Raw genomic sequence first — 20,204 nt, 5'->3', positions numbered from 1 at the left:
CCGTCCTCCTCAGGATTTGGCGTCCGACCCTTCGGCCGGACGCCCAGTCTCACACGCAGTTAGGTCGATTACCAGCCGGGCAGGCCAAGCTGCTGGGCCTGCTTCTTGACGTCTTCGTCGTAAAGCGCGGCGCCATCGGCGGCAGAGCGGATGCCTGAACCAACTTCAACCGTGATCTGCTCGAGCGCAGGGCCCTTTATCGGGGAGAGGAACTCAAGAGCCGGGGCCGAATGGCCGCCGTCCTGGAAGTAGGGCAGCAGGTCGGACACCACCGGCGGCACGTCAGTTGGTAGCGTGCAACCCTTCACCAGGTATGGGCCGGTCGCGCCGGCCGACTGGGTCTGGATATCGCAGCCTTCGACGCTGGCGACGAACGCGATGAATTCCTTGGCCTCTGCTTCGTGCTTGGTGGTCTTCGGGATGTAGAGGCCTGCTGGCATCCAGGTGGTGAGGCCATTGTTGGCGGCATCATCCCCGGGGATTGCGAAGAAGCCGACGTCGTTGACGTGCTCTGGCGCCAGTTCCTTGATGTTGGCGACTGCGAACGACAGCATCGGATAGTGCGCACCTTCACCGGTAGCGACCTTGGTCACGCCGTCTTCGAAGGTGGCCGCGGCGAAGTCTTCGTTGAGATATCCGGCCTTGAACACTTCCTCCTGGCGCTCGAAACCCTTCATCGCGGCGGGCGTCGAGGCGTACTTGGCCTTTCCGGCCGTATAGTCTGTGGCAAAGTTCGGGTCCGAGGCCAGCACGTTGTAGAAGTCGCCGAGGACGAACAGCTGGCTGGTCCAGGTGGCGCCGAAGGTCTGGATCACCGCGGTCTTGCCGGCCGTCTTGATCTTGTCATTGTTGGCCTCGAACTCCGCCCAGGACTTGGGTACGGAAAGCCCGAGTTCCTTGTAGATGGGGATGTTGTAGAGAATGCCGCCGCCCATGGCGGTGCCGATCGGCGCGCCGTAGACCTTGCCGTCGGTGCCGGTAACAACGGTCTTGAAGCTGTCGATCACGTTGGCTTGGAACGCTTCGCCGCTGAGGTCGACGAGGTTCTGCGTCGGGTTCATCGCCTGGAACAGCGAGCCTGAGTTATAGAGGAAAACGTCGCTCATCTCGCCAGTGGCGAGGCGCGTCTTGATGATGTTGTCGCCGTCACCGCCGCCCGGGCGGCTCTCGGTCTCTACATCGATATCGGGGTGCTTGGCCTCAAAGGCCGTGGCCAGGGCTTCTGCCATGGCGACGGTCGAGGGGGCATTGTCGAACAGGAAGGTCAGCTTGACCTTGTCCTGTGCGAGCGCAGAGCCCGCGACGGTAGACAGCAGGATTGCGAGCGCGACGCGCGTCGCCTTTCGCTTCAACATAGTTAGTCCTCCCCTGGCGGCCCCTGGGTTTGCAGTGGGCCTGTTGCGTTTGCCGTCGAGCTAATTGGGCTCTCAGGACCTGCTGATCCGGAAGGTCACCTTGTGTGACCCCGGCGCGAGCGGGCTGCGCGTTTTCTCTGCGTTTTCGGATTGGGCCAGCGGCGCGCCGTCGACTGTCGCTTCGCGGTAAGTCTTTGCGAGCACTAGCGTTCCGGTCGCACCGGCCGGCACGACGAGATCGTAGGTCACCTTGTCACCAGCGACGCTCCAACCGGCCTCGATACGCCCGGTTGCTGCATCATGGCTGGCGGCCACCGGCGACAATGCTGGCAGGATGACGGGCTCGTAGATCACGTGCTTGAACCCGGGGTTCTCCACATCCGGTTTGAAGCCGGCGACGGCTTCGAACAGCCATTGGCACACGGCGCCATAGGCGTAGTGGTTATACGAATTCATCTGCGGATCGAACGCCACGCCGTCCTCGTTGAGGGCGTTCCAGCGCTCCCAGATCGTGGTGGCGCCCATCTTCACTTGGAACAGCCAGCCGGGTAGTCCCTCCTGCAGGAACACAGCCCCTGCAAGGTCCGGTTCACCGACCTTTACCAGCGCGGGCAGTAGCGCGGGGGTGCCGATAAAGCCGGTGCCGATCCGGCCATGGGCCCGTGCCACCGTCTCGAGGAAATAGCCCTTGGCGGCGGCGATATGCTCAGCGGGGATCAGGTCCCAGAGGAACGCCAAAGCGTATGAGGTTTGATCGTTGTAACCGATGCGCCCAGCAGCGGTGATGAACTCACGCTGGAAGGCGGCCTTCACCGCTGCGGCCCGTTCCTGCAGGCGCTTCACTTGAGCAGCGTTGCCGATGACTTCGGCAGCCTTGGCCGTCAGCACCGTTGAAATGTAGAGGTAGATTGTTGCAGCTGCATCGTCCCCGATAGTCGGGTAGGGCTTGGCAAAGTCACCTTGCGGCTGCAGCCAATCGCCGAACGTGAAGCCGCGCCCACCCCAGCCTGACGGCGGGTGCACGATTGGCCCGTTGCTGATCGACCAGACGAAGTCGTTCCACTTGACCATCGCGGGCAGGGCTTCCGCCAGGATCTCGCGGTCACCGTAGTGCTCGTATAGCGCCATCGGGATCACGCAAATCGCGTCGCCCCAGCCTGTCGAGCCATAGAACCCAGGAATGATGTCTTCGTGGTTGCGCGTGGGGTCGGGGATGACATGCGGAATGGCGCCATCGGGACGCTGGTCTGCGATCATGTCCCGCACATACTTGCGCAGCATGCCCTGGCTCTCGTGCAAGTAGCAGGCAGTCGCCGCAAACACTTGCGCGTCCCCGGTCCAGCCCAGCCGCTCATCGCGCTGCGGGCAGTCTGTGGGTACCTCGATGAAGTTCGAACGCTGGCTCCAGATGGTGTTCTGCACAAGCCGGTTGACCAGCGGGTTCGCTGAAGTGAATGCGGCGGTCGGGGTGATCGCCGAGCTGATCGGGAGCATCTCGATCTTTGTGATGCGAGCCTTCCCGGTGATCGCGGCCCGCACGTACCGGAACCCGAAAAAGCTGAAGGTCGGGCGATAGGATTCCGGCCCGCCGCCCTTGAGCACATACTCTACGCGGGCTTCTGCGGACCTCATGCTGGCCCGGTCGAACTGCCCCAGATGATCGAGCAACTCTGCATGTTCGATCAGAAGCGATGCACCCGCCTCGCCCTCGACGGTGAAGGCGACATAGCCGCCGGCGTTCTGCCCGAAGTCATAGACCATGCGCCCTTCAGCATCGGCGAAGGACGCCGCCACCGGCAGACTGGTGAGCTCACGCACCCCGTTAACTTCGTGTGCAATCAATGTCGACTTGTCGAACGCGGCGAGCACCGACGTGCCGCCCATCACGGCGCCGGTTTCAGCGCGCGCATCATACCGCTCACCAAAGTAGATGCCTGACCTCATGATGGGGGTGAGGCCGCTCTGCCACGTGCTGTCGGTCGCGAGGAGCACATCGCCGGCCGCGTTGCGCAGTTCCGCAATGGCGCCGATCTTGTCGCCCCAGGTGTTCAGGATTTCCTGACGCGGCCACATCATCCGCGACCGGTACCAGCCATCACCGAGCCAGATATCAATGGTGTTTTCGCCGTCGCGGAGCAGCGCGGTCACATTGTAGGTCTGGTAACTCAACCTGTCCCAGTAGCTCGTCCAGCCCGGCGTCAGCAGGTCGTTGCCCACCCGTTGGCCGTTGATGAAAGCTCGATAGAGCCCGAGTGCGCTGATCCGGAGGGTCTTGGGACCAGCGCCAGAGGAAACCGTGAAGCTTTTGCGGACAAACGGTGACTGCCCGCCAACGCCGGGATCAGTCGTAGGGTGGATCATTTCCGCTGTAAACGGAACCTGCTGCACACCCTGGGTGAGGGCGTGCGGCGCCAGCCGCTCGTTCATCGATTTCCTCCAGGAGACCTTGATGGCCTCTCAATGTGTATCGTTCTATGTATATCGTTCTACAAAGACCGCCGCCCGTCAATCCCCATCTTGCGATGCGTCGACGAAGGGCAGGTGGCCTGCTAGAGACGGAACAGGAGCGAGGAAAAATGGCGCCAAGACCCAAGAGCGAAAGGGTGACAATCAAGACGGTTGCCGAAGATGCTGGCGTCTCCGTGGCGGCGGTGTCGAAGGTATTGCGCGATGCGTATGGGGTCAGCGAATCGTTACGTAGCCGGGTCAGGGACTCGATGCGCAAACTCGACTACCGCCCTCATGCGGCGGCCCGTGGGATGCGGGGGCAGACCTACACACTTGGTGTGCATTTGCCCGACATTCACAATCCGTTTTTCTCTGACATCATGTCCGGGATGAACACGGCGCTTGAACGGACGCAGTATCAAACGCTCGTTGGGATCAGTCAGTCCAGCGTGACCACGCAACAGGCACTGATGGACGCAATGATTGATCGCCAGATGGATGGGATCATCTTCATTGGACCACGTATGCCGCTCGATATGCTTGAATCGGTTGCCAACCAAATTCCCATGGTGCTGATCGCACATCACGCCAATATCGATGCCTATGACACTGTGAACAATGACGATTTTCTAGGCGGTACCCTCGCTGTGCAACACTTGGTGCATGCTGGGTATAGCAACATCGCCATGGTCAGCCTCGCTGTACCTAACCATGACGATACTCAAGTGACGGTGCGCCGCGAAAACGGCTATCGGCAAGTGATGGATGAGGCAGGCTTGCGGCACTACACCAAGGTAGTTCTGGCTGAGCAGACGCCACGCGAAATTCAGGCGGCCGTGCGCCAACTCTTGCGCAGCCGCGGTGCGCCGGAGGCGATTTTTTGCTGGACCGACTTTATCGCACTTGAAGTGCTGAGCGTGGCCAAGGAACTTGGCCTGTCAGTTCCCGGCGACCTGGCGGTAGTCGGATACGACAACACCTCGTACTGTGACCTCGCCCAGAACGCCCTCACCAGCATCGACCAATCGGGCCAGGTGCTTGGCCTGCAAGCGGCGCGCCTCCTGATCGAGCGCATCAAAGGCCGAACCGAGGCTGAGCACTATGTTGTCACGCCCCGCCTCGTCGCCCGCGCCAGTTCGCAGCCTAAGGTTGGCGCAAAGCTGACCTGAACGAAGGCCCCGCGATATGTCCTAGATCTGCGTGGCGAACAGCACCAGCCATTCGGGCATGATCTGCACGAGCCAGGCTTCGATGATGCGGTCCACTCCGGTCAACGCCGCAACGCCGATCACCACCAGCGCCGCACCGAAGATCATCCGTCCGAGACGCGCGCCCTGGCGCGTAGCTAGCCGCGTTTTCTGGGTTACCCGGCCTAGTAGAAAACCGGCAACTAGCAACGAAGTTGCTGCCCCAAGTGCGAAGATCGCCATGGTCAGCATGGCCAGCGCCAGGGTGCCAGACCCTGCGGCCAGCACCAGAGCCGCACCCAAGGTCGGTCCGACGCAGGGCCCCCACACCAGCGCCAGCAGCGCTCCAAGCCCGAACTGCCCAACGAGGCCAGTCGCCGGCATGGCGTTGGACAGCCGGTGACCAAGCGTCACCATTGGCGCAAGCACGCGTTCTCCGACTTCGGCAACGGCGGGCACTGCGATAGCGACGCCAACAATGATCATGGCGATCGAGGAGACGATCCGCAGCGCCAGGTTGTCGCCCAGTTCTGCGCCAAGCGACGCAATGACGCCCCCAGCTATGCCAAAAGTGACAGCCAGTCCCGCCGCTAAGGCCAGCGGTCCCCTGGCGTCCTTCGCCGCCGCTCCGGCCACTACGATCGGCACCAGCGGCAGCACGCAAGGGTTCAGGATTGTCAGAAGGCCGGCAACGAACGCGAGGAGAAGCGCGATCATTGCGGGCTAGTTGACGCTGGCCAGCACGTCCACCACCCATTGCTGGCTGGTGCCCCATGACTTCCGCTCCACCTCAGCGCCGCCCTTGTAGGTGATCAAGGTCGAGCGCGGCACGCCAAGGGCGGCGACAACATCCTTTTGATTGTCGTAATCGACGCGGAAATAGCTCGCTCCATCATAGGCTTTGTCAGTCGAAAGCCTATTGAGGATCGCCTCCTGAGCACGGCACTGAAGGCACCACGGCGCGAACACATGGACAACCACAGGTTTTCCCGTGGTAATCGCCTTGTTGACGACTGCCTGGTCATAGGCCTTGAACTCAAACGCGTTTGCGGCACCAGTGCTCAATAGTGCCAGCGCGGTGGCGGCGGCGATGAGGATCGAACGGCGAGAAATCATTGGAGTGCTCCCTTGGTGTTCTGTTGATTGTACGGCGCCGCTGGCAATCTGGACTTCACGAATGTGCGCGGCCCGCGCACCTCTTGGCGAGCTCGTCACCAGAACGAGGCTTTCCTTGACGCATCAAGCTTATGAGCGCATCCAGCCTTCTCACAAGGAGCACTCTTGATGGCACGCAAGCCGAACTACGATTTCGAGCGCAAGGAACGCGAGCGGATCAAGAACGAAAAAGCCGCCGCTCGCGCAGAAGCAAAGCGCCTAGAAACCGAGCAGTCAGCCCCGACGCCTGACAAGGACTGATCCGTTTCAAGGTGTCATCGCCGGCCGGTTCCGTAGGTCGGCTTTGGCGCCCCCTCATCCTGCAGCTTGCGCCAGCGTTCAAATCGGGCGGGATCGATCGTTCCCGCCTTCACTGCCGCCAGCACGGCGCAGCCCGGCTCGTGCCGGTGCGTGCAGTTGCGGAACTTGCAGTGCGGCGCCAGTTCGGTAATTTCCGCAAACAGCATTTCAAGCCCGAACACGGCGTCGGTCACCTGCAGCGTCCGGATACCCGGCGTATCGATGACCCAGCCGCCGCCCGCAATGCGATGAAGCGAGCGGGACGTCGTCGTGTGCCGCCCTTTGTTGTCGCCTTCCCGCGTGCCGCCAGTCAGTTGGGTTTCCTCAGCGATCAGGCGGTTGACCAGCGTCGACTTTCCAACGCCTGACGATCCTACTACCGCTACCGTCTGGCTGCCGCTGGTCCATTGAATCAGCGGTTCGCTGACCTCGCCATGCTTGGGATCGATGATCAGCACCGGCAGGTCGCGCTGCAGCGCCTCGGCCTCCGCCTTGAACCGCTCCGGGTCGGGGCATGTGTCGGCTTTGGTCAACAGGATCACCGGCGTCGTGCCCGCCTCGTTGGCAAACACCAGGTAGCGCTCGAGCCGGGCAGCGTTGAAGTCCTCGTTGCAAGAGGTGACAATGAACAGATTATCGACATTGGACGCGGCCAGTTGCGGCGCGCGGCTGCCTTCAGAGTTGCGCCGGAGCACCGTCCGCCGCTCGAGTCGGCGCACGACCAGATGGGTCATCGGCTCGGTCAGCACCCAGTCGCCCACGGCATAGTCGCCGGTGTGGGCCTTCGGGGGGAGTGTTAGCAGTCCGTCTTCTTGCCCGATCCCCACAAGCCGCGCCCGATGCACCTCCGAGATGCGGCATGGGATGAGCATAGTCTCGTCGGTCCCGATCTGGTCTGCGAAGAAACTCGACCAGCCCAGATCAGACAGTTCACGCGATTCGACCAAATGCGCACTCACGAACGCGCCGGTGAGATCAGGGATTCGGGGCACCGAACTGGTTCAGTGGCTCTGGGATGGATCACGGCCAAGGTTCCTCGCAACAGCACATTGTGCACGCAGAGACCGGAGCGGTGCCGGGGCCATATTGTCAACGGTGCACCTGACGCACTGAGGTGAAACGCCACTGGACGGCACCCCGTTCCCCCTAGCGGCGTGGAAAGCCGGTAGCCGCATCGTCAGCAATCGACGGTTCCGATTTCGTTGTCGGCAAGTTGTCGACAACGTAAGGATCAGCTAGATCGGAAGGCGAATTTGTTGTCGCATCACGTTCAGGGCAAGTCTCTGATAGCGGTGAATTTCGTGCCACGCCGCTCGGGGCACATCTTGGTTAGAGGGCAGGCAATGCGCTGGGCAAAGACAGTTACCATGGTCGAAGCGCACGCCGAAGGGGAAGTGGGCCGCGTCGTCACCGGCGGGGTGATCGACATCCCGGGCAAGTCGATCGCCGACAAGCTCCGCTACATCAACGAGGTCGATGACAGCCTGCGCCGCTTCCTGGTGTTCGAGCCACGCGGCGCTGCCGCCATGAGCACCAACCTGATCTTTCCGCCCTCACGCGATGACGCCGATATCGCCTTCCTCATCCTGCAGGGTGATAAGGCCCATGCCATGAGCGGCTCCAACTCGATCTGCCTCACCACCGTGTTGCTCGAAACTGGCATGCTGAAAATGGTTGAACCCGAGACCATCGTTCGCATCGAGACCGCCTCGGGCCTCGTCACCGCCCGCGCCCAGTGTCGGGACGGTCGCTGCGAGCGCGTGACGCTGACTATGAACCCGTCCTTCGCCTATGACCTCGATGTTTCACTTGATGTCCCCGGCCTTGGGAAAGTGAAGCTCGACATCGGATATGGCGGCATCTTCTATGCCCTGATTGATGCGGCCCAACTGGGGCTGGAGATCAGGCCGGATATGGCCAAGCGCCTCGTAGAAGCTGGCACGGCGATCCACCGCGCGGTCAATGCGTCGCTTGACATCAGGCATCCAGAGATCGAGGCGATCCGGGGCATCTCCTACACCATGTTCACCGGCCGCAATGCTGCGGGCGAGCTGAAGGGCGCGACCATCCTTCCCCCTGGCCGCATCGACCGTTCACCCTGCGGCACTGGCAATTCTGCGCGCCTCGCCGTGGCCGCAGCGAGGGGAGAGGCGAAGCTGGGAGACCGGTTTACCGCGCGCTCCATCATCGATTCTACTTTCGAGGTCGGCTACTCGGCCGACACCACCGTTGCCGGCCGCGCGGCGGTAGTGCCAACCATTTCGGGCCGCGGCTGGATCCACGGTATCCATCAGATCGGCGTCGATCCCACCGACCCTTATCCGCACGGCTACTCCGTTGCCGACACCTGGGGCGACGCGTTCGATCTGTTGAACTGATGGGCAAGCCACTTCCATCCGGCGCGACGATCGCGGTTGTCGGCGCGGGCATCATCGGTGCCAGCGCCGCCTTCGTCCTCGCCGAGCGCGGCTACAAGGTCACGCTCATCGATCGCGCCGAGCCGGGCCGCTCAGGGCCAAGCTTTGGCAATGCCGGTCATGTCGTCGGCTCGGCCATCCATCCCCTCGCGGAGCCCGGTATCGCGCTGGACGGCCTGCGCATGCTTGCCAACCCCGATGCGCCATTGAAGATTCCTGCCGCCTACCTCGGCAGGATCGCGCCGTGGCTATGGCGTTTCTGGCGCTCTAGCACCGGCTCTGCTTATCAACAGTCCCGCACGGCGCTCACCGCGCTCAACGCCGGAGCGGTCGACGAAACCGAGGCCCTGTTCGCCCGCGCCGGCATGTCCGAAAAACTGAAGCGCGCGCCCGCCCTCTATCTTTACGAGAGCGAAGCCTCCTGGCGTACCTCGCTCTCGGGCTGGGCCGACCGCGACAGGGCAGGGTTGGTCTCGACACAGGTGGATGCCGCCGAAATCCGGCGGCTTGAGCCCGATCTGGCGCCAATTTTTATCCACGGCATGCTGAGCCAAGAATGGGCAATCGTCACCGATCCTTTCGAGATCGTCACCCGCCTCGTCGCAGCCGCGCAACGGCTTGGCGTGGCACTGGAGCGGGGGCGGGTCTCCGCCATCCAGCCAACAGGCGAACGGGTCAGCCTGGGTATCGACAGCGCAACGCGCACCTATGATGCGGTTCTGGTCACGGCTGGGGTCTGGTCGCGCGACCTTGCCAAGACACTGGAAGAATACCTGCCGGTCGAGGCGGAGCGCGGCTACAACGTGACCTACTCCAGCGCCCCCGTGGGCATCCAGCGGCCGCTGGTTCTCGCTGATCGAGGCGTGGTCGCGACTGCCCTTTCACCCGGCCTGCGCATCGGCGGTTGGACCGAACTCGGCGGCATCAACCTACCGCCAAATCCGGCTCGTTGGGCCAAGATGCGCGCCATCAGCGCCGCTATCCTCCCCGGCATCGAGACAGCTCCGGCGGTCGAGTGGATGGGACATCGCCCATCGATGCCAGATTCCGTGCCAGTCATTTCACGCTCGCTCAGGCATCCGGCCGTATTCTACGCCGTGGGCCACGGCCACTATGGTCTGAGCTACGCGGCAAAGACCGCACGTCTGGTGGGGGAACTGATCGGCGATGCGGCCGACATCCGCCTTGCTGCCCATGGCATGATCCGTTTCAATCGACCCTAGGTCACCCTTTCACGAAGTCCACAGGCATCGAAAAGGTCCAGGTCGCGCGGTTCGCACTCTCCGGAATCGGTGGGAACGGCGCGGCCCGCCTCACCGTGGCGATCGCTTCCTTGTCGAGTGCAGGGTTGCCAGAACTCTTGACCACGCTGATCGACGAAACATCCCCAGACTGCGCAACGACGAAGTGAACAAGGACCTCACCACGGGCCTCTGCCGCCCGCAGCGCGCGGCGCAGCTTCCGCTGCACCAGCCCGGGATACTTGCTGACCTCGCCATTGCCCTCGCCAGCTTTGGAGGCCTTGGATGCAGCAGCCGCAGAACTCGCCGCATCTGCGTCAGCCGTGCCGCCCTTGCCTTGCTGAACCGGCGCTGCGGGCTTCTTGACCTTCTTGGGCTCGGTCTTTTTTGCGGCCTTTTTGACCGGTTCTTTCACCGGCTTGGCCTCCGGCTCTTCCTGCGCATCCAGTGACGGTGGGGGCTCAATGGCGGCTACCTTTGTCGTCTCCACCGGTTTTGCGGCGTCAGTAGCAACCGCAGGTGTGACCGCCACGGATTCTGCGACTGGCGCAGCCGCGACGGGAGCCGCATCCACCGCCTCTGCCACAGCGAGAGCCGACACGGGCGGGAGCGCGTCCGCTTCAACGGCTTCAGCAGTAACCGGTTTGACGGAACTCGGGGGCACGGCCTCGGCCGGTTCGTGCTCCGCTGGCTCCAGCATTTCGGTAGGTTTGGATGGCTGCACCGCGCTAGCGGAGCCGGCGCTGACAAGGGTTTGGCTCGCCGACATCGGCACGCTCTCGGCTGCGACGGTGACGAAGCTTTCGAGGCTGACGATATCCACCGCCACGGCTTCGAGCGACTGGTCGTCACTCGGTGCAGCGGCGCTCACCACCATCCACGCAGCGGCTAAAAGCGCGACGTGCAGTGCCATCGATGCGGGAAGCGCGAGACGCATTCAGGGGGTTCGCTCCGCCTCGGTAACCAGCCCAATACGCCCGAACCCAGCGCCGGACAGCGCCGCCATGATCTCCATGACCGCCCCGTACTGAGCTGTCGCATCGCCGCGGATCAGCAGCCGCTGGCTGTTGTCCCCTGCCGCGAGCGCCTGCACTCGTGCCACCAGGTCTGCTTGCGCCACAGGGTCCTTGCCGAGGAACACCTCGCCCTCAGGCGTGACGGAGATCGTAATCGGGCGGGCTTCAGTCTCAATGGCGCGCGCCTCTGCCTTGGGCAGGTCGATTGGCACTCCAGAACTGAGTAGCGGCGCGGCCACCATGAAGATGATCAGCAGCACCAGCATCACATCGACCATGGGTGTGACGTTGATCTCGCTCATCGGCGCCGTACGCCGACGCCCGCCTTTCGAACGTGCCTGCATCGACATCGCCATCAGGCGTTCTTTCCGCTGTCGAGTTGTCGTGACAGCAGCACTGCCAGCCGGTCTGAAAACGCCTCGAGTCGCCCCATCAGCCGTCCGGCACTGCCGGAGAGTGCGTTGTATGCAATGACTGCGGGGATAGCGGCGAGGAGACCCATTGCCGTCGCAAACAGCGCCTCTGCAATCCCCGGCGCCACCACAGCTAGGCTGGTGTCTTTGCTGGACGCGATGGAGGTGAAGGCGTTCATGATCCCCCACACAGTGCCGAAGAGGCCAACAAACGGGGCGGCGCTCCCTACCGTGGCCAGCACGGGCAAAGCGCGCTCCAGCCGGTCGCTCTCGTGTGCAATTGCAGCATCGAGCACGATCCGAAGCCGCGCCACGAGGCCCGCCGGGTTAGCCGCCGCCACCGCGTGGCTACCCTCCCACTCATCCATCGCCGCCACAAATAGCGCCGAATGGCCATGGGTTTTGCCGCTCCTGAGGCGTTGGTGGAGGCGGTCCAGCGGTTCGCCCGCCCCAAACGCCTTGTCGAAACGCCGCATTTCGGCGCGCGCACCCATGAAAGCAGCCAGCTTCGAAAAGATAATCGCCCAACACACGACCGAAGCCGCCAGTAGCCCCAGCATTACCGACTTCACCACCCAATCCGCCTGCGCAAACAGCGCAAATGGCGACATATCGATTTGCGCTACCACCTCAGCCGGCATGTCAGCCCCCGAACTCAGGCTTCACCCGGCTTGTGGTCCTCAGCCCCTCGAGACAGGCGCCGGGGTCAATTCCGTCGCCTTCGCAGGCTGTAACGTTGTTGATGAGCACCCGCGAGACGCTCTCGCAGGCAAGGCCCGCGAGAGCGAACTGCATCACCTTGGTCTTGCCCGGCGCCAACGCCTTGAAGTCCAGCGACACCAATCGGTCGATGGCGCCGCTGGCGTCAAACAGGGCGATTTCGAGCGTCACCTTGCCCAGTTCCGCAGTTAGTCCGTTGGTGGCGAGGAACGTGACCCGGCAGTTGTCCGTGTCGGGCTTCAGCGCGTTGAGCTCAACGGCAAGTCCGCCGTCTGCAGCCTGTGCGTGGCTGCAAAGTACCAGGGCAATTGCGAGGCTGCTCGCGGTGCGGTGGAGCATCATCTTGAGGTCTCTACTTGGTTAGGATCAGCTTGCCGGCGCGCGTGATGCGCAGCCGATAAATTGCTGCATCGTGGGAGATACGGATTTCGCTGCGCCGGCCGAACAACTCGCGCGTGTCGAGGTCGGCCGCGGCGTGCTCGTTCTTTGCCTCAGCGGGCACGGGCCGGGGTGGGGATGGTTCGGTCATAGAGGTGCGTAGGGTGCAAAGAGACTGGTCCCACCCGGCAGGGCATGACGTTGCAGCGCGCACCCGAACACCTGATGCACCATGGCCTCGCTGATGATCTCACCGGGAGTGCCGAAGCTCACAGCGTGCCCGTCCTGCATGGCCAGAACGCGGTCGGCGTAAAGCGTGGTCAGGTTGAGGTCGTGGAGAATCGCGATCACCCCGCCACCGGCCTTGGCAAAGGCCCGCGCCACGTCCATCACAGCAATCTGGTGCCGGATATCGAGGCTCGAGACCGGCTCGTCGAGCAGCAGGAAACGCCCTTTGCCATTCAACACCGGCTGCCAGACCTGGCAGAGTACCCGCGCCAGTTGCACCCGCTGCTGCTCGCCGCCCGACAGATCCTGGTAGAACCGTCCGCCGAACCCCGGCAGATCCACACGCGCCAACGCCTGTTGCGGCAATGATGCTTCCTGCGATGGCGAAACGCCGCTGAACCCGGCGACAAGGCCGAGGCGGACCACTTCGAGCACGGTGAACGGAAAGCTCAGCGCGGACGCCTGCGGCAGCACGGCACGCTGTGACGCTGCCTCATAAGGCTTGAGGTCGCGCGCCGAGCGGCCGTGGATCGATACCTCGCCCGAAAACGCAAGATCGTTGCACAACGCCTTGAGAAGAGTCGTCTTTCCCGAACCACTTGGGCCAATGATTGCCGTGATTTCTCCGCACTGGGCAGTAAAATCGACCCCATTGACGATCCGCTGCCGCCCGACATTGACCGAAATGTTGCGCGCTTCAATCATGCCATCACCATGCGAGGCCGCCGCGGCGGGCGAGGAGGATCCAAAGGAAAAACGGCCCGCCGACGATAGCTGTCACAATTCCGATGGGGAGCTCTGCGGGTGCCACGATCAGTCTTGCCACCGCATCGGCGCTAACGAGGAATGCCGCACCGAGCAGCGCTGAGGCCGGCAGCAGGTAGCGGTGATCAGGCCCGATCACCAGGCGGAGGAGATGCGGCACCACGATACCGACAAAGCCAATTCCGCCGCTCACCGCCACCGAAGCCCCGGTCGCTGCGGCAACACAGACGATGGCGAGCCGCTTCAACCGCTCGACGGGAATTCCCAGATGGTTGGCCGTCGCCTCGCCCAGCGTGAGCGCGTTGAGCGCGGCGCCCAGCGAGAAACATCCGGCGATGGCGAGGACGATGAATGGGCCGGACGACAACACCTTCTGCCAGTTAGCGCCGGCCAAGGAGCCGAGGCTCCAGAATGTCACGTCACGCAACTGCGCATCGTCGGCGATGTAAATCAGCACCCCGATCACTGCGCCAAGCAGCGCAGCCACTGCGATACCTGCCAGCAGCATGGTCGCAACCTGCGTCTGTCCACGCCGCGTCGCCAACCGATAGATCAGGATGGTCGTCGCCAGCCCGCCGAGAAAGGCGAAAATCTGGAGGCTGTAGTTGCCAAGCGCCGCGATCGCCGGCGCCAGCACGGTACCGCCCAGCACGATCACCAATACGGCTCCAAGCCCCGCGCCGGAGGACACCCCCACCAATCCGGGATCGGCGAGCGGATTGCGGAACAGGCCCTGCATCACCACGCCGGACACGGCAAGCGCCGAGCCGACCAGCATGCCCAGCAGCAGGCGCGGCAGGCGGATATCGAAGTAGACCAGCCGGTCCCGCGCTACCAGCGGATCATCGGACCCGCCGATGAACAGCCGTTCCAGCGACGCACCTGACGCCCCGGTCAAGAGGCTGAGCGCCATCGCAGCCAGCAGCACCGCCCCCAGCACCCACAGCGCGTTGCGCGCCAGGGCCGAGCGGTCGCCGGCTTGCGGAGCGTTCACGTCGAGGTCGGGGGAGGAGAGGGCGGTCACGGCCTGACGATCCTGTCACCATAGAGGTCTGCCGCAAGTTCGAGGATCGCAGCAGGCGTGCGCGGCCCGAACCCCAGCAGATATGCGCCATCCAGCTTGAGGATACGGCCATTGGTAAGCGCCGGGCTGGCTGCAAGGGCTGGATTTGCTGCGAGATCGGCCGAAAAATCGCCTTGCCCGCCATTACTCATCATCAGCACCACATCCGGGTTTGCCGCGAGCAGGGCCTCGTCGGAGAGCGTCTGGTAGCCCTGCATATCAGCCAGCGGGTTGATGCCGCCCGCCAGCGTGATGATGGCGTTGGCTGCCGTGTGTGAGCCCGCTGCACGGATTTTGCCGTCCTGGGCCGAAATCACGAACAGCACGCGCTGCCGCTCATCGGCCGGAATCGCGCTGGTTGCCGCCTCTGCCGCTGTCAGTTCTGCATCGAGCTTTTGTGCCAGCGCCTCGGCCTTGTCCGGCACGCCAAGCGCTGCGCCAACGGCGCGGACTTTGGCAAGAATGCCTGCATGGCTGAAATCTTCCGGCACCGTGACATACGGCACCGAACCCTTGGAGAGCACTTCAAGAGCCTCCGGCGGGCCGCTTCCCTCCACCACGAGCAGGGCGGTCGGGTTCACGGCCAGCACCCCCTCGGGAGAGAGCGCCCGCATATAGCCGACATCCGGCAGCGCCTGCGCCTCGGGCGGGTACACACCGGTGGAATCACGCGCCACGAGGCGTTTTTCTTCTCCCAGCGCATAGACCATTTCGAGCAGCGAGCCGCCGACGACGACCACGCGAGTAGCGTCGGCAAACGGCTGCACCGGATCCTGAGCCAAGCTAGGAGCCGACACGGCAGTGAGTGCCACAAGGGCGAGCGTGAGCGAGCGAAGCATCGATAATCCTCAGGCGGCGTTGGAGCGGTCGAGCGCCGGCAGACCGGCTATAAGGCCGCGCCATCCGGTGAGTTCGGCGTCGCCTTCGTGGCGCTCGCCAAAGCACTGAATGATCAGCTTCTTGTCAGCGCCATAGGCCTCGAACGAGGTCACATGCCCATCCGCCGTCGGCTTGCGCACGGCCCAGACCTCGGTGATCTGGTCGAGCCTGAGGTGCATGTGGAACGTCTCGTCCATGACGTTGAGCCATGGACCCATGGGGGCGACCTTGTGAATGGGACCTGTGTGAATCTGAATGCAGCCACGGCTGCCGATGAACACCATGATCGACACGCCTGAAGCTGCCGCACCATCGAACAGGGCCCGCGTCGCGCCCAGATCGAGCGAGGTTGCGAATTCGCTGTCGATCATGCTGACCGCCTGGTGGCGCGTCAGGTGCAGCTTGCGCAGCATGGGGAAGAACTGATGTGTGTCGGTGAGCTTTTCCCAGTGGGCGCGCAACTCGCCGGCGCTCGCCGCATCCGGCCGAACCGCTTCGCTCTCTTCGATCGGCGCAACGCTCACCGTCTGTGACTGCTCTTCGGTCCGCAACTGTGCCACCAGTTGGTCATAAGCCTCAAGGTTCGAAGCGGGCCGCAGGTGGATCTTGAACACCGCATCGCCGGCGCCGTCAAAGAACTGCAGCGAGCGCTTGGTGGCGCCCTCCTTGTCCGCTTTTTCGACTGCAAAGCCCGAAGCCCAGGCCTTGGGGAAAATTCTGAGATCGATCTGCTTGCCAAGAGCGATCGAGGCAGCCTCGCCGAAATTGGTCTTTTCGAACGGACCGATCTTTTCGTGCACTGCACTTTCGTTACGTGTGAGTGCCAGCACCTCGCCCAAGGCCGCTGCACCGGCGAGCAGCGTCGCTACGTCCGGACGCAACGCCACAACGCCCTCGCCGACATACGCGGCAACCAGTTCGGCCTCTGAAATCCGGTGGATGCGGGCGAAATCGCGTTCCCGCATCTCAGCGTGCTGGGCACGCAGGTGCCTGATTTCGGCGGGCGGGAGGGGGTGGGCTTGCGTCACTGCGGCGGTCTCCTTGTCCAGCGGCATCCGGTCGCCCGATGCCAATTTTATGTTGACACCACTACTCATGATTTATACCTGCTGCAATAGTGGAGTGTGGGAGTCATGTTAATTTTCCCCACCCCGATGCCAGCCAGCCCACCGCCAGCCAGCACGCATTGTGGATCGCAGAACCGGACATTTCGGGCCTGCACTTTGAAACTGGAGACTTTGACGATGGGGCTCGTGACACGCAGGACCGCGATCATCATGGGGGGCGTTGCCCTCGGTGCGGTGAGCGCTGGCATGGTGACGGCGGCGACCGTGACCGACAATTCGCAGTACATCACGCTGCTGGAGCGGCTGGTGATTGGCGCCGGCGCGCCCAAGGTAGCCGTCGATACGCCACAATCGGTCACCGTCGTCGACCAGGCCGATATCGATCAGAAGCAGGCCGGCACGATTGGCGAGATTTTCGAGAGTGTGCCCGGCGTGACCGTGGTCGGATCCGACAACCCGATGGGGCAGGGCTTCAACATCCGCGGCATCGGCAGCCTCGATTCGCCGACGAGTTCGGGCGACGCCTCCAAGATCATCGTCACGATCGATGGCGCGCCCAAGTTCTATGAGCAGTACCGCATGGGCTCGTTCTTTTCGGACCCGGAACTCTACAAGGCCGTCGAAGTGCTGCGCGGCCCGGCCAGTTCCACCCTTTACGGCTCAGGCGCCATCGGCGGCGTGGTCAACTTCACCACCAAGGATGCCTCGGACTTCATCCAGGAGGGCAAGACCGGCGCGCTCAAGCTCAAGACTCAGTACACGTCCAACGGCGACGGCACGATGCTCTCGGCCATTCTGGCCCACCGGCTTAGCGAGAACGCCGAAGTGCTGGCCATGGGCAACTTCCGCCAGTCCCAGATCCAGTCCCTTGCTAACGGCAACGACCAGACAGGTAGCGATTTCGAGACCTGGTCAGGGCTGATCAAGGGCACCTACCGGTTCGGCGATGATCTCGAGCAGGTGCTGCGCCTCAGCTACCAGCACTGGGATTCGGACGCCAACGACCAGCCCTACGTCCAGAACGGCTATTCGCCCGATTTCTCCGCCTTCGGCACGATCGACCGGCACGTCAAGGACGACACCGTCGTGCTGACCTATGAGAATCCCGTGGCCAGCAACGACCTGCTCGATCTGAAGGGCACGCTCAGCTTCTCGAGCACCGCCGTCGAACAGCGCAACGCGAGCGCCGCCATCGGCTCCATCGGCAACGCGGACTACGGCTATGCCACGTACCAGGGCACGCTCGAAAACACCTCGCACTTCGATGCGCTGGGCGCAGAGCACTATCTGACCTACGGCACGGCGCTGGCTTATCAGGATCGTACAGCCGAGCCGATCACCGGCGGCATCATCACTACCCACCCGGCAGGCACCCAGACCAAGGCAGGCTTGTTCGCGCAGGATGAAATCACCTGGGACGGGCGCTTCACGCTCACCCCTGGCTTCCGTGCCGATTTCATCCACCTTGACCCGTCCGAGCTGATCTCGGCCGATGTCGACACCAGGGACGACGTCGCGCTCTCGCCCAAGCTCGCCGCGCTCTACAAGCTCAACGATTCGGTGAACCTGTTCGGCTCTCTCGCCCATACCGAACGCGTGCCCTCACTCGATGAGATGTTCCAGTATTCGACCAACTCGGCGGGCACGATCATCACCCGCACCCCAAGCCTCGACCTTGAAAAGGAAAAGGCCGACAGCATCGAGCTTGGCGCTTCGACCCAGCTTTACGACCTCTTTGGCCAAGAGAACTCGGTCACCTTCAAGGGCACGGCCTTCTACAACGACGTCAAGAACGGCATCCGGTCGAACCCCAACTACATCAGCGCTTCGGCGACTCCGGGCCTGCCGTACTTCGTCAATGTCTCGCACTACGCCACATGGGGCCTTGAGCTCGAAGGCGCCTACGAATCCGAAAACATCTTCGGTCGCGTCGCCTATACCCTGACCCGCGGTGAATATCTTGAGGATGTCAGCGCCTCGATACTCTCGGGTGCCGTGCTGGATTCGATCGCCCAGGACAAGTTGACCATGACGCTGGGCGCTCGTGCCCTCGAAGGCCAGCTCGAATACGGAGCCACCGTGACCCTCGCCGCCGAGCCGCTGACCGAAATAACCTCCGCCGCCGGCGCCAATGGCGACTCCACCAATTGGGGCACGCTCGATCTGTTCACCACCTATAAGCCGGTGGACGGTTTCCTCGCCGGCACCTCGATCACCGCCTCGGTCGAGAACCTGTTCAACGCCGACTACCGCGAGAACCTCTCCTACGAACGCAGCAAGGAACGTACCTTCAAACTGACTTTGGCCAAGCAGTTCGACTACTGACAGGACTATCTTCGGCGATAACTTCGGCACCCCGGTCAGCAATGCCCGGGGTGTTTTCCTGTGGGGTCCCATGAGCACCCGGAACCGCGCCAACTTCCGCCCTTTGTACCAATGACAGGATAGGGCCGACGCGCTACCGTCCACGCGTGTGGAGGATGCCTGCTTGTTCCTCCGACCAGTTTAGCCACCCAGGAACAATCGATGTCGCCCAAGCCATTTCAGGTCCTTACTCCCGAGCAAGCCCAGCATTTTGTCGAGAAGGGCTACGTCCGCGTCAGCGGGTGTTTAGACCCTGACCTCGCGAAGAAATGGGTGACAGAAGCCTACAGCAGGCTTGGCTACGATCCAAATGATCGCTCGACCTGGGCCAAGGAAATCGTCTGGATGGATCGCAAGAACGTCGCGCCCATCTCCGAAATTTCCCCCAAGGCCTGGGGCGCTCTATGTGATGTCACCGGTGGCGAAGACCGCATCGATCACCGCATCATGGAAATCGAATCGCAGCATTTCACCACGATCAATTCAACCGAGTGGTCCGATGCATTCATCGTCAACTTCCGCCGCGGCGCCGACAAGCCGTGGATGAGTCCGTCCCCGGAAGCCGGTGGCTGGCACAAGGACGGCAGCTTCTTCCGTCACTTCCTAGATAGCCGCGAGCAGGGCCTTCTCACCATCGTCTACTGGTCCGACGTCGGGCATAAAGGCGGCGGCACATTCATTGCACCCGACTCGATCAAGCACGTCGCGCGCTACCTCGCCGATCACCCAGAAGGCGTGGATAACAGCGGCGACACGTTCGGCGACCTGATCGACCAGTGCGGAGAGTTTGTCGAAGTCACCGGCGAGATCGGCGACTTCATCATCCTCCACCCGTTCATGCTGCATGCCTCATCCAACAACCATTCGCCAAACGTGCGGTTCATGACCAACCCGCCGGTCGTGCTCAAGGAACCGATGAACCTCAACCGCGAAAACCCCGCCGACTTCTCGCTGATCGAGCTGGCAACACTGCATGGCCTGGGCGTCGATCGCTACGACTTCCACCCCACCGCCCCTCGCGACGAGCAGTGGCAGATTACCGGCTAAAGCAGTTAGTCGGGCAGGCCTATTGCTCCAGAGGCTGTGCACACTGGTTCTCCGGCTGGCCCCCGCGCCTTGTGCGGGGGCAGGGTCGTTCAACGCGATGAACGGCAATTTTGCAGACCCGAAACGTGGGCCGGATCGGGTGCTCAAGCAGTGGGGCGCTT

At 62.9% G+C, this 20,204-nt stretch carries 20 protein-coding genes; 6 read left to right on the top strand and 14 right to left on the bottom strand.

Features of this window, described 5'->3' with window-relative positions; translation table 11 throughout:
- Positions 1-68 precede the first annotated feature (68 nt).
- Both ACO06J_RS09400 and ACO06J_RS09395 read right to left on the bottom strand, forming a co-directional pair.
- Positions 69-1,355 (bottom strand): ABC transporter substrate-binding protein, encoded by a 1,287-nt coding sequence (locus tag ACO06J_RS09400; protein WP_421760440.1) that lies wholly within the window; start codon positions 1,353-1,355, stop codon positions 69-71.
- A gap of 72 nt (positions 1,356-1,427) precedes the next feature.
- Positions 1,428-3,782, bottom strand: a complete 2,355-nt coding sequence (locus ACO06J_RS09395; protein WP_421760439.1) for a family 78 glycoside hydrolase catalytic domain — start codon at positions 3,780-3,782, stop codon at positions 1,428-1,430.
- 176 nt (positions 3,783-3,958) lie between these two features.
- On the opposite strand from ACO06J_RS09395, the gene ACO06J_RS09390 reads away from it, so the two are divergent.
- Positions 3,959-4,972, top strand: coding sequence for a LacI family DNA-binding transcriptional regulator (locus tag ACO06J_RS09390; RefSeq protein WP_421760438.1), 1,014 nt, complete (start codon positions 3,959-3,961; stop codon positions 4,970-4,972).
- Positions 4,973-4,993: 21 nt separating this feature from the next.
- Here the strand turns inward: ACO06J_RS09390 and ACO06J_RS09385 are convergent, their stop codons facing one another.
- A complete protein-coding gene (locus tag ACO06J_RS09385; protein ID WP_421760437.1) occupies positions 4,994-5,707 on the bottom strand; it encodes a cytochrome c biogenesis CcdA family protein in 714 nt (237 codons plus the stop codon).
- A 6-nt stretch (positions 5,708-5,713) separates the two neighbouring features.
- Positions 5,714-6,106 (bottom strand): thioredoxin family protein, encoded by a 393-nt coding sequence (locus ACO06J_RS09380; protein ID WP_421760436.1) that lies wholly within the window; start codon positions 6,104-6,106, stop codon positions 5,714-5,716.
- 168 nt (positions 6,107-6,274) lie between these two features.
- On the opposite strand from ACO06J_RS09380, the gene ACO06J_RS09375 reads away from it, so the two are divergent.
- Complete coding sequence (locus ACO06J_RS09375; protein ID WP_421760435.1) at positions 6,275-6,406, top strand: hypothetical protein; 132 nt, start codon at positions 6,275-6,277, stop codon at positions 6,404-6,406.
- Positions 6,407-6,420: 14 nt separating this feature from the next.
- Here the strand turns inward: ACO06J_RS09375 and rsgA are convergent, their stop codons facing one another.
- Positions 6,421-7,392: a ribosome small subunit-dependent GTPase A gene (rsgA, locus tag ACO06J_RS09370; protein ID WP_421760434.1), complete on the bottom strand. Its 972-nt coding sequence runs from the start codon at positions 7,390-7,392 to the stop codon at positions 6,421-6,423.
- A gap of 396 nt (positions 7,393-7,788) precedes the next feature.
- On the opposite strand from rsgA, the gene ACO06J_RS09365 reads away from it, so the two are divergent.
- Together ACO06J_RS09365 and ACO06J_RS09360 are read left to right on the top strand one after the other, a co-directional pair.
- Positions 7,789-8,823 (top strand): proline racemase family protein, encoded by a 1,035-nt coding sequence (locus ACO06J_RS09365; protein ID WP_421760433.1) that lies wholly within the window; start codon positions 7,789-7,791, stop codon positions 8,821-8,823.
- Complete coding sequence (locus ACO06J_RS09360; RefSeq protein WP_421760432.1) at positions 8,823-10,085, top strand: NAD(P)/FAD-dependent oxidoreductase; 1,263 nt, start codon at positions 8,823-8,825, stop codon at positions 10,083-10,085. The genes ACO06J_RS09365 and ACO06J_RS09360 overlap by 1 nt, the downstream gene beginning before the upstream one ends.
- 1 nt (position 10,086) lies before the next feature.
- Here ACO06J_RS09360 and ACO06J_RS09355 read toward each other — a convergent pair whose 3' ends face one another.
- The 9 genes from ACO06J_RS09355 to ACO06J_RS09315 are packed head-to-tail and all read right to left on the bottom strand — an operon-like array spanning position 10,087 to position 16,620.
- Positions 10,087-11,040: a TonB family protein gene (locus ACO06J_RS09355; RefSeq protein WP_421760431.1), complete on the bottom strand. Its 954-nt coding sequence runs from the start codon at positions 11,038-11,040 to the stop codon at positions 10,087-10,089.
- On the bottom strand, positions 11,041-11,475 hold the full coding sequence (gene tolR, locus ACO06J_RS09350) for a protein TolR (RefSeq protein WP_421760430.1): 435 nt from the start codon (positions 11,473-11,475) through the stop codon (positions 11,041-11,043).
- On the bottom strand, positions 11,475-12,173 hold the full coding sequence (tolQ, locus tag ACO06J_RS09345; protein WP_421760429.1) for a protein TolQ: 699 nt from the start codon (positions 12,171-12,173) through the stop codon (positions 11,475-11,477). The genes tolR and tolQ overlap by 1 nt, the downstream gene beginning before the upstream one ends.
- A 1-nt stretch (position 12,174) precedes the next feature.
- The gene (locus ACO06J_RS09340) at positions 12,175-12,594 is read right to left on the bottom strand and encodes a hypothetical protein (protein ID WP_421760428.1); all 420 of its coding nucleotides are present in this window, start codon (positions 12,592-12,594) and stop codon (positions 12,175-12,177) included.
- A gap of 10 nt (positions 12,595-12,604) precedes the next feature.
- The gene (gene hemP, locus ACO06J_RS09335; protein ID WP_421760427.1) at positions 12,605-12,781 is read right to left on the bottom strand and encodes a hemin uptake protein HemP; all 177 of its coding nucleotides are present in this window, start codon (positions 12,779-12,781) and stop codon (positions 12,605-12,607) included.
- Complete coding sequence (locus ACO06J_RS09330) at positions 12,778-13,563, bottom strand: heme ABC transporter ATP-binding protein (RefSeq protein WP_421760426.1); 786 nt, start codon at positions 13,561-13,563, stop codon at positions 12,778-12,780. The genes hemP and ACO06J_RS09330 overlap by 4 nt, the downstream gene beginning before the upstream one ends.
- A gap of 4 nt (positions 13,564-13,567) precedes the next feature.
- Positions 13,568-14,647, bottom strand: a complete 1,080-nt coding sequence (locus tag ACO06J_RS09325; protein WP_421760425.1) for a FecCD family ABC transporter permease — start codon at positions 14,645-14,647, stop codon at positions 13,568-13,570.
- A complete protein-coding gene (locus tag ACO06J_RS09320; RefSeq protein ID WP_421760424.1) occupies positions 14,644-15,525 on the bottom strand; it encodes a heme/hemin ABC transporter substrate-binding protein in 882 nt (293 codons plus the stop codon). The genes ACO06J_RS09325 and ACO06J_RS09320 overlap by 4 nt, the downstream gene beginning before the upstream one ends.
- Before the next feature lie 9 nt (positions 15,526-15,534).
- The gene (locus tag ACO06J_RS09315) at positions 15,535-16,620 is read right to left on the bottom strand and encodes a hemin-degrading factor (protein ID WP_421762482.1); all 1,086 of its coding nucleotides are present in this window, start codon (positions 16,618-16,620) and stop codon (positions 15,535-15,537) included.
- A 189-nt stretch (positions 16,621-16,809) separates the two neighbouring features.
- Here ACO06J_RS09315 and ACO06J_RS09310 point away from each other — a divergent pair, with 189 nt between their 5' ends.
- Complete coding sequence (locus tag ACO06J_RS09310; RefSeq protein WP_421760423.1) at positions 16,810-18,957, top strand: TonB-dependent receptor domain-containing protein; 2,148 nt, start codon at positions 16,810-16,812, stop codon at positions 18,955-18,957.
- Positions 18,958-19,158: 201 nt separating this feature from the next.
- Entirely contained in the window at positions 19,159-20,043 is an 885-nt protein-coding gene (locus ACO06J_RS09305) for a phytanoyl-CoA dioxygenase family protein (protein ID WP_421760422.1), read from the top strand.
- Positions 20,044-20,204 lie beyond the last annotated feature (161 nt).

Origin of the sequence: Devosia sp. (genome assembly GCF_965229025.1) — a bacterium.
Classification (GTDB): Bacteria; Pseudomonadota; Alphaproteobacteria; order Rhizobiales; family Devosiaceae; genus Devosia_A.
The sequence above is the reverse complement of the archived record's forward strand: the minus strand, read 5'-3'. Positions and strand labels throughout refer to the sequence as shown.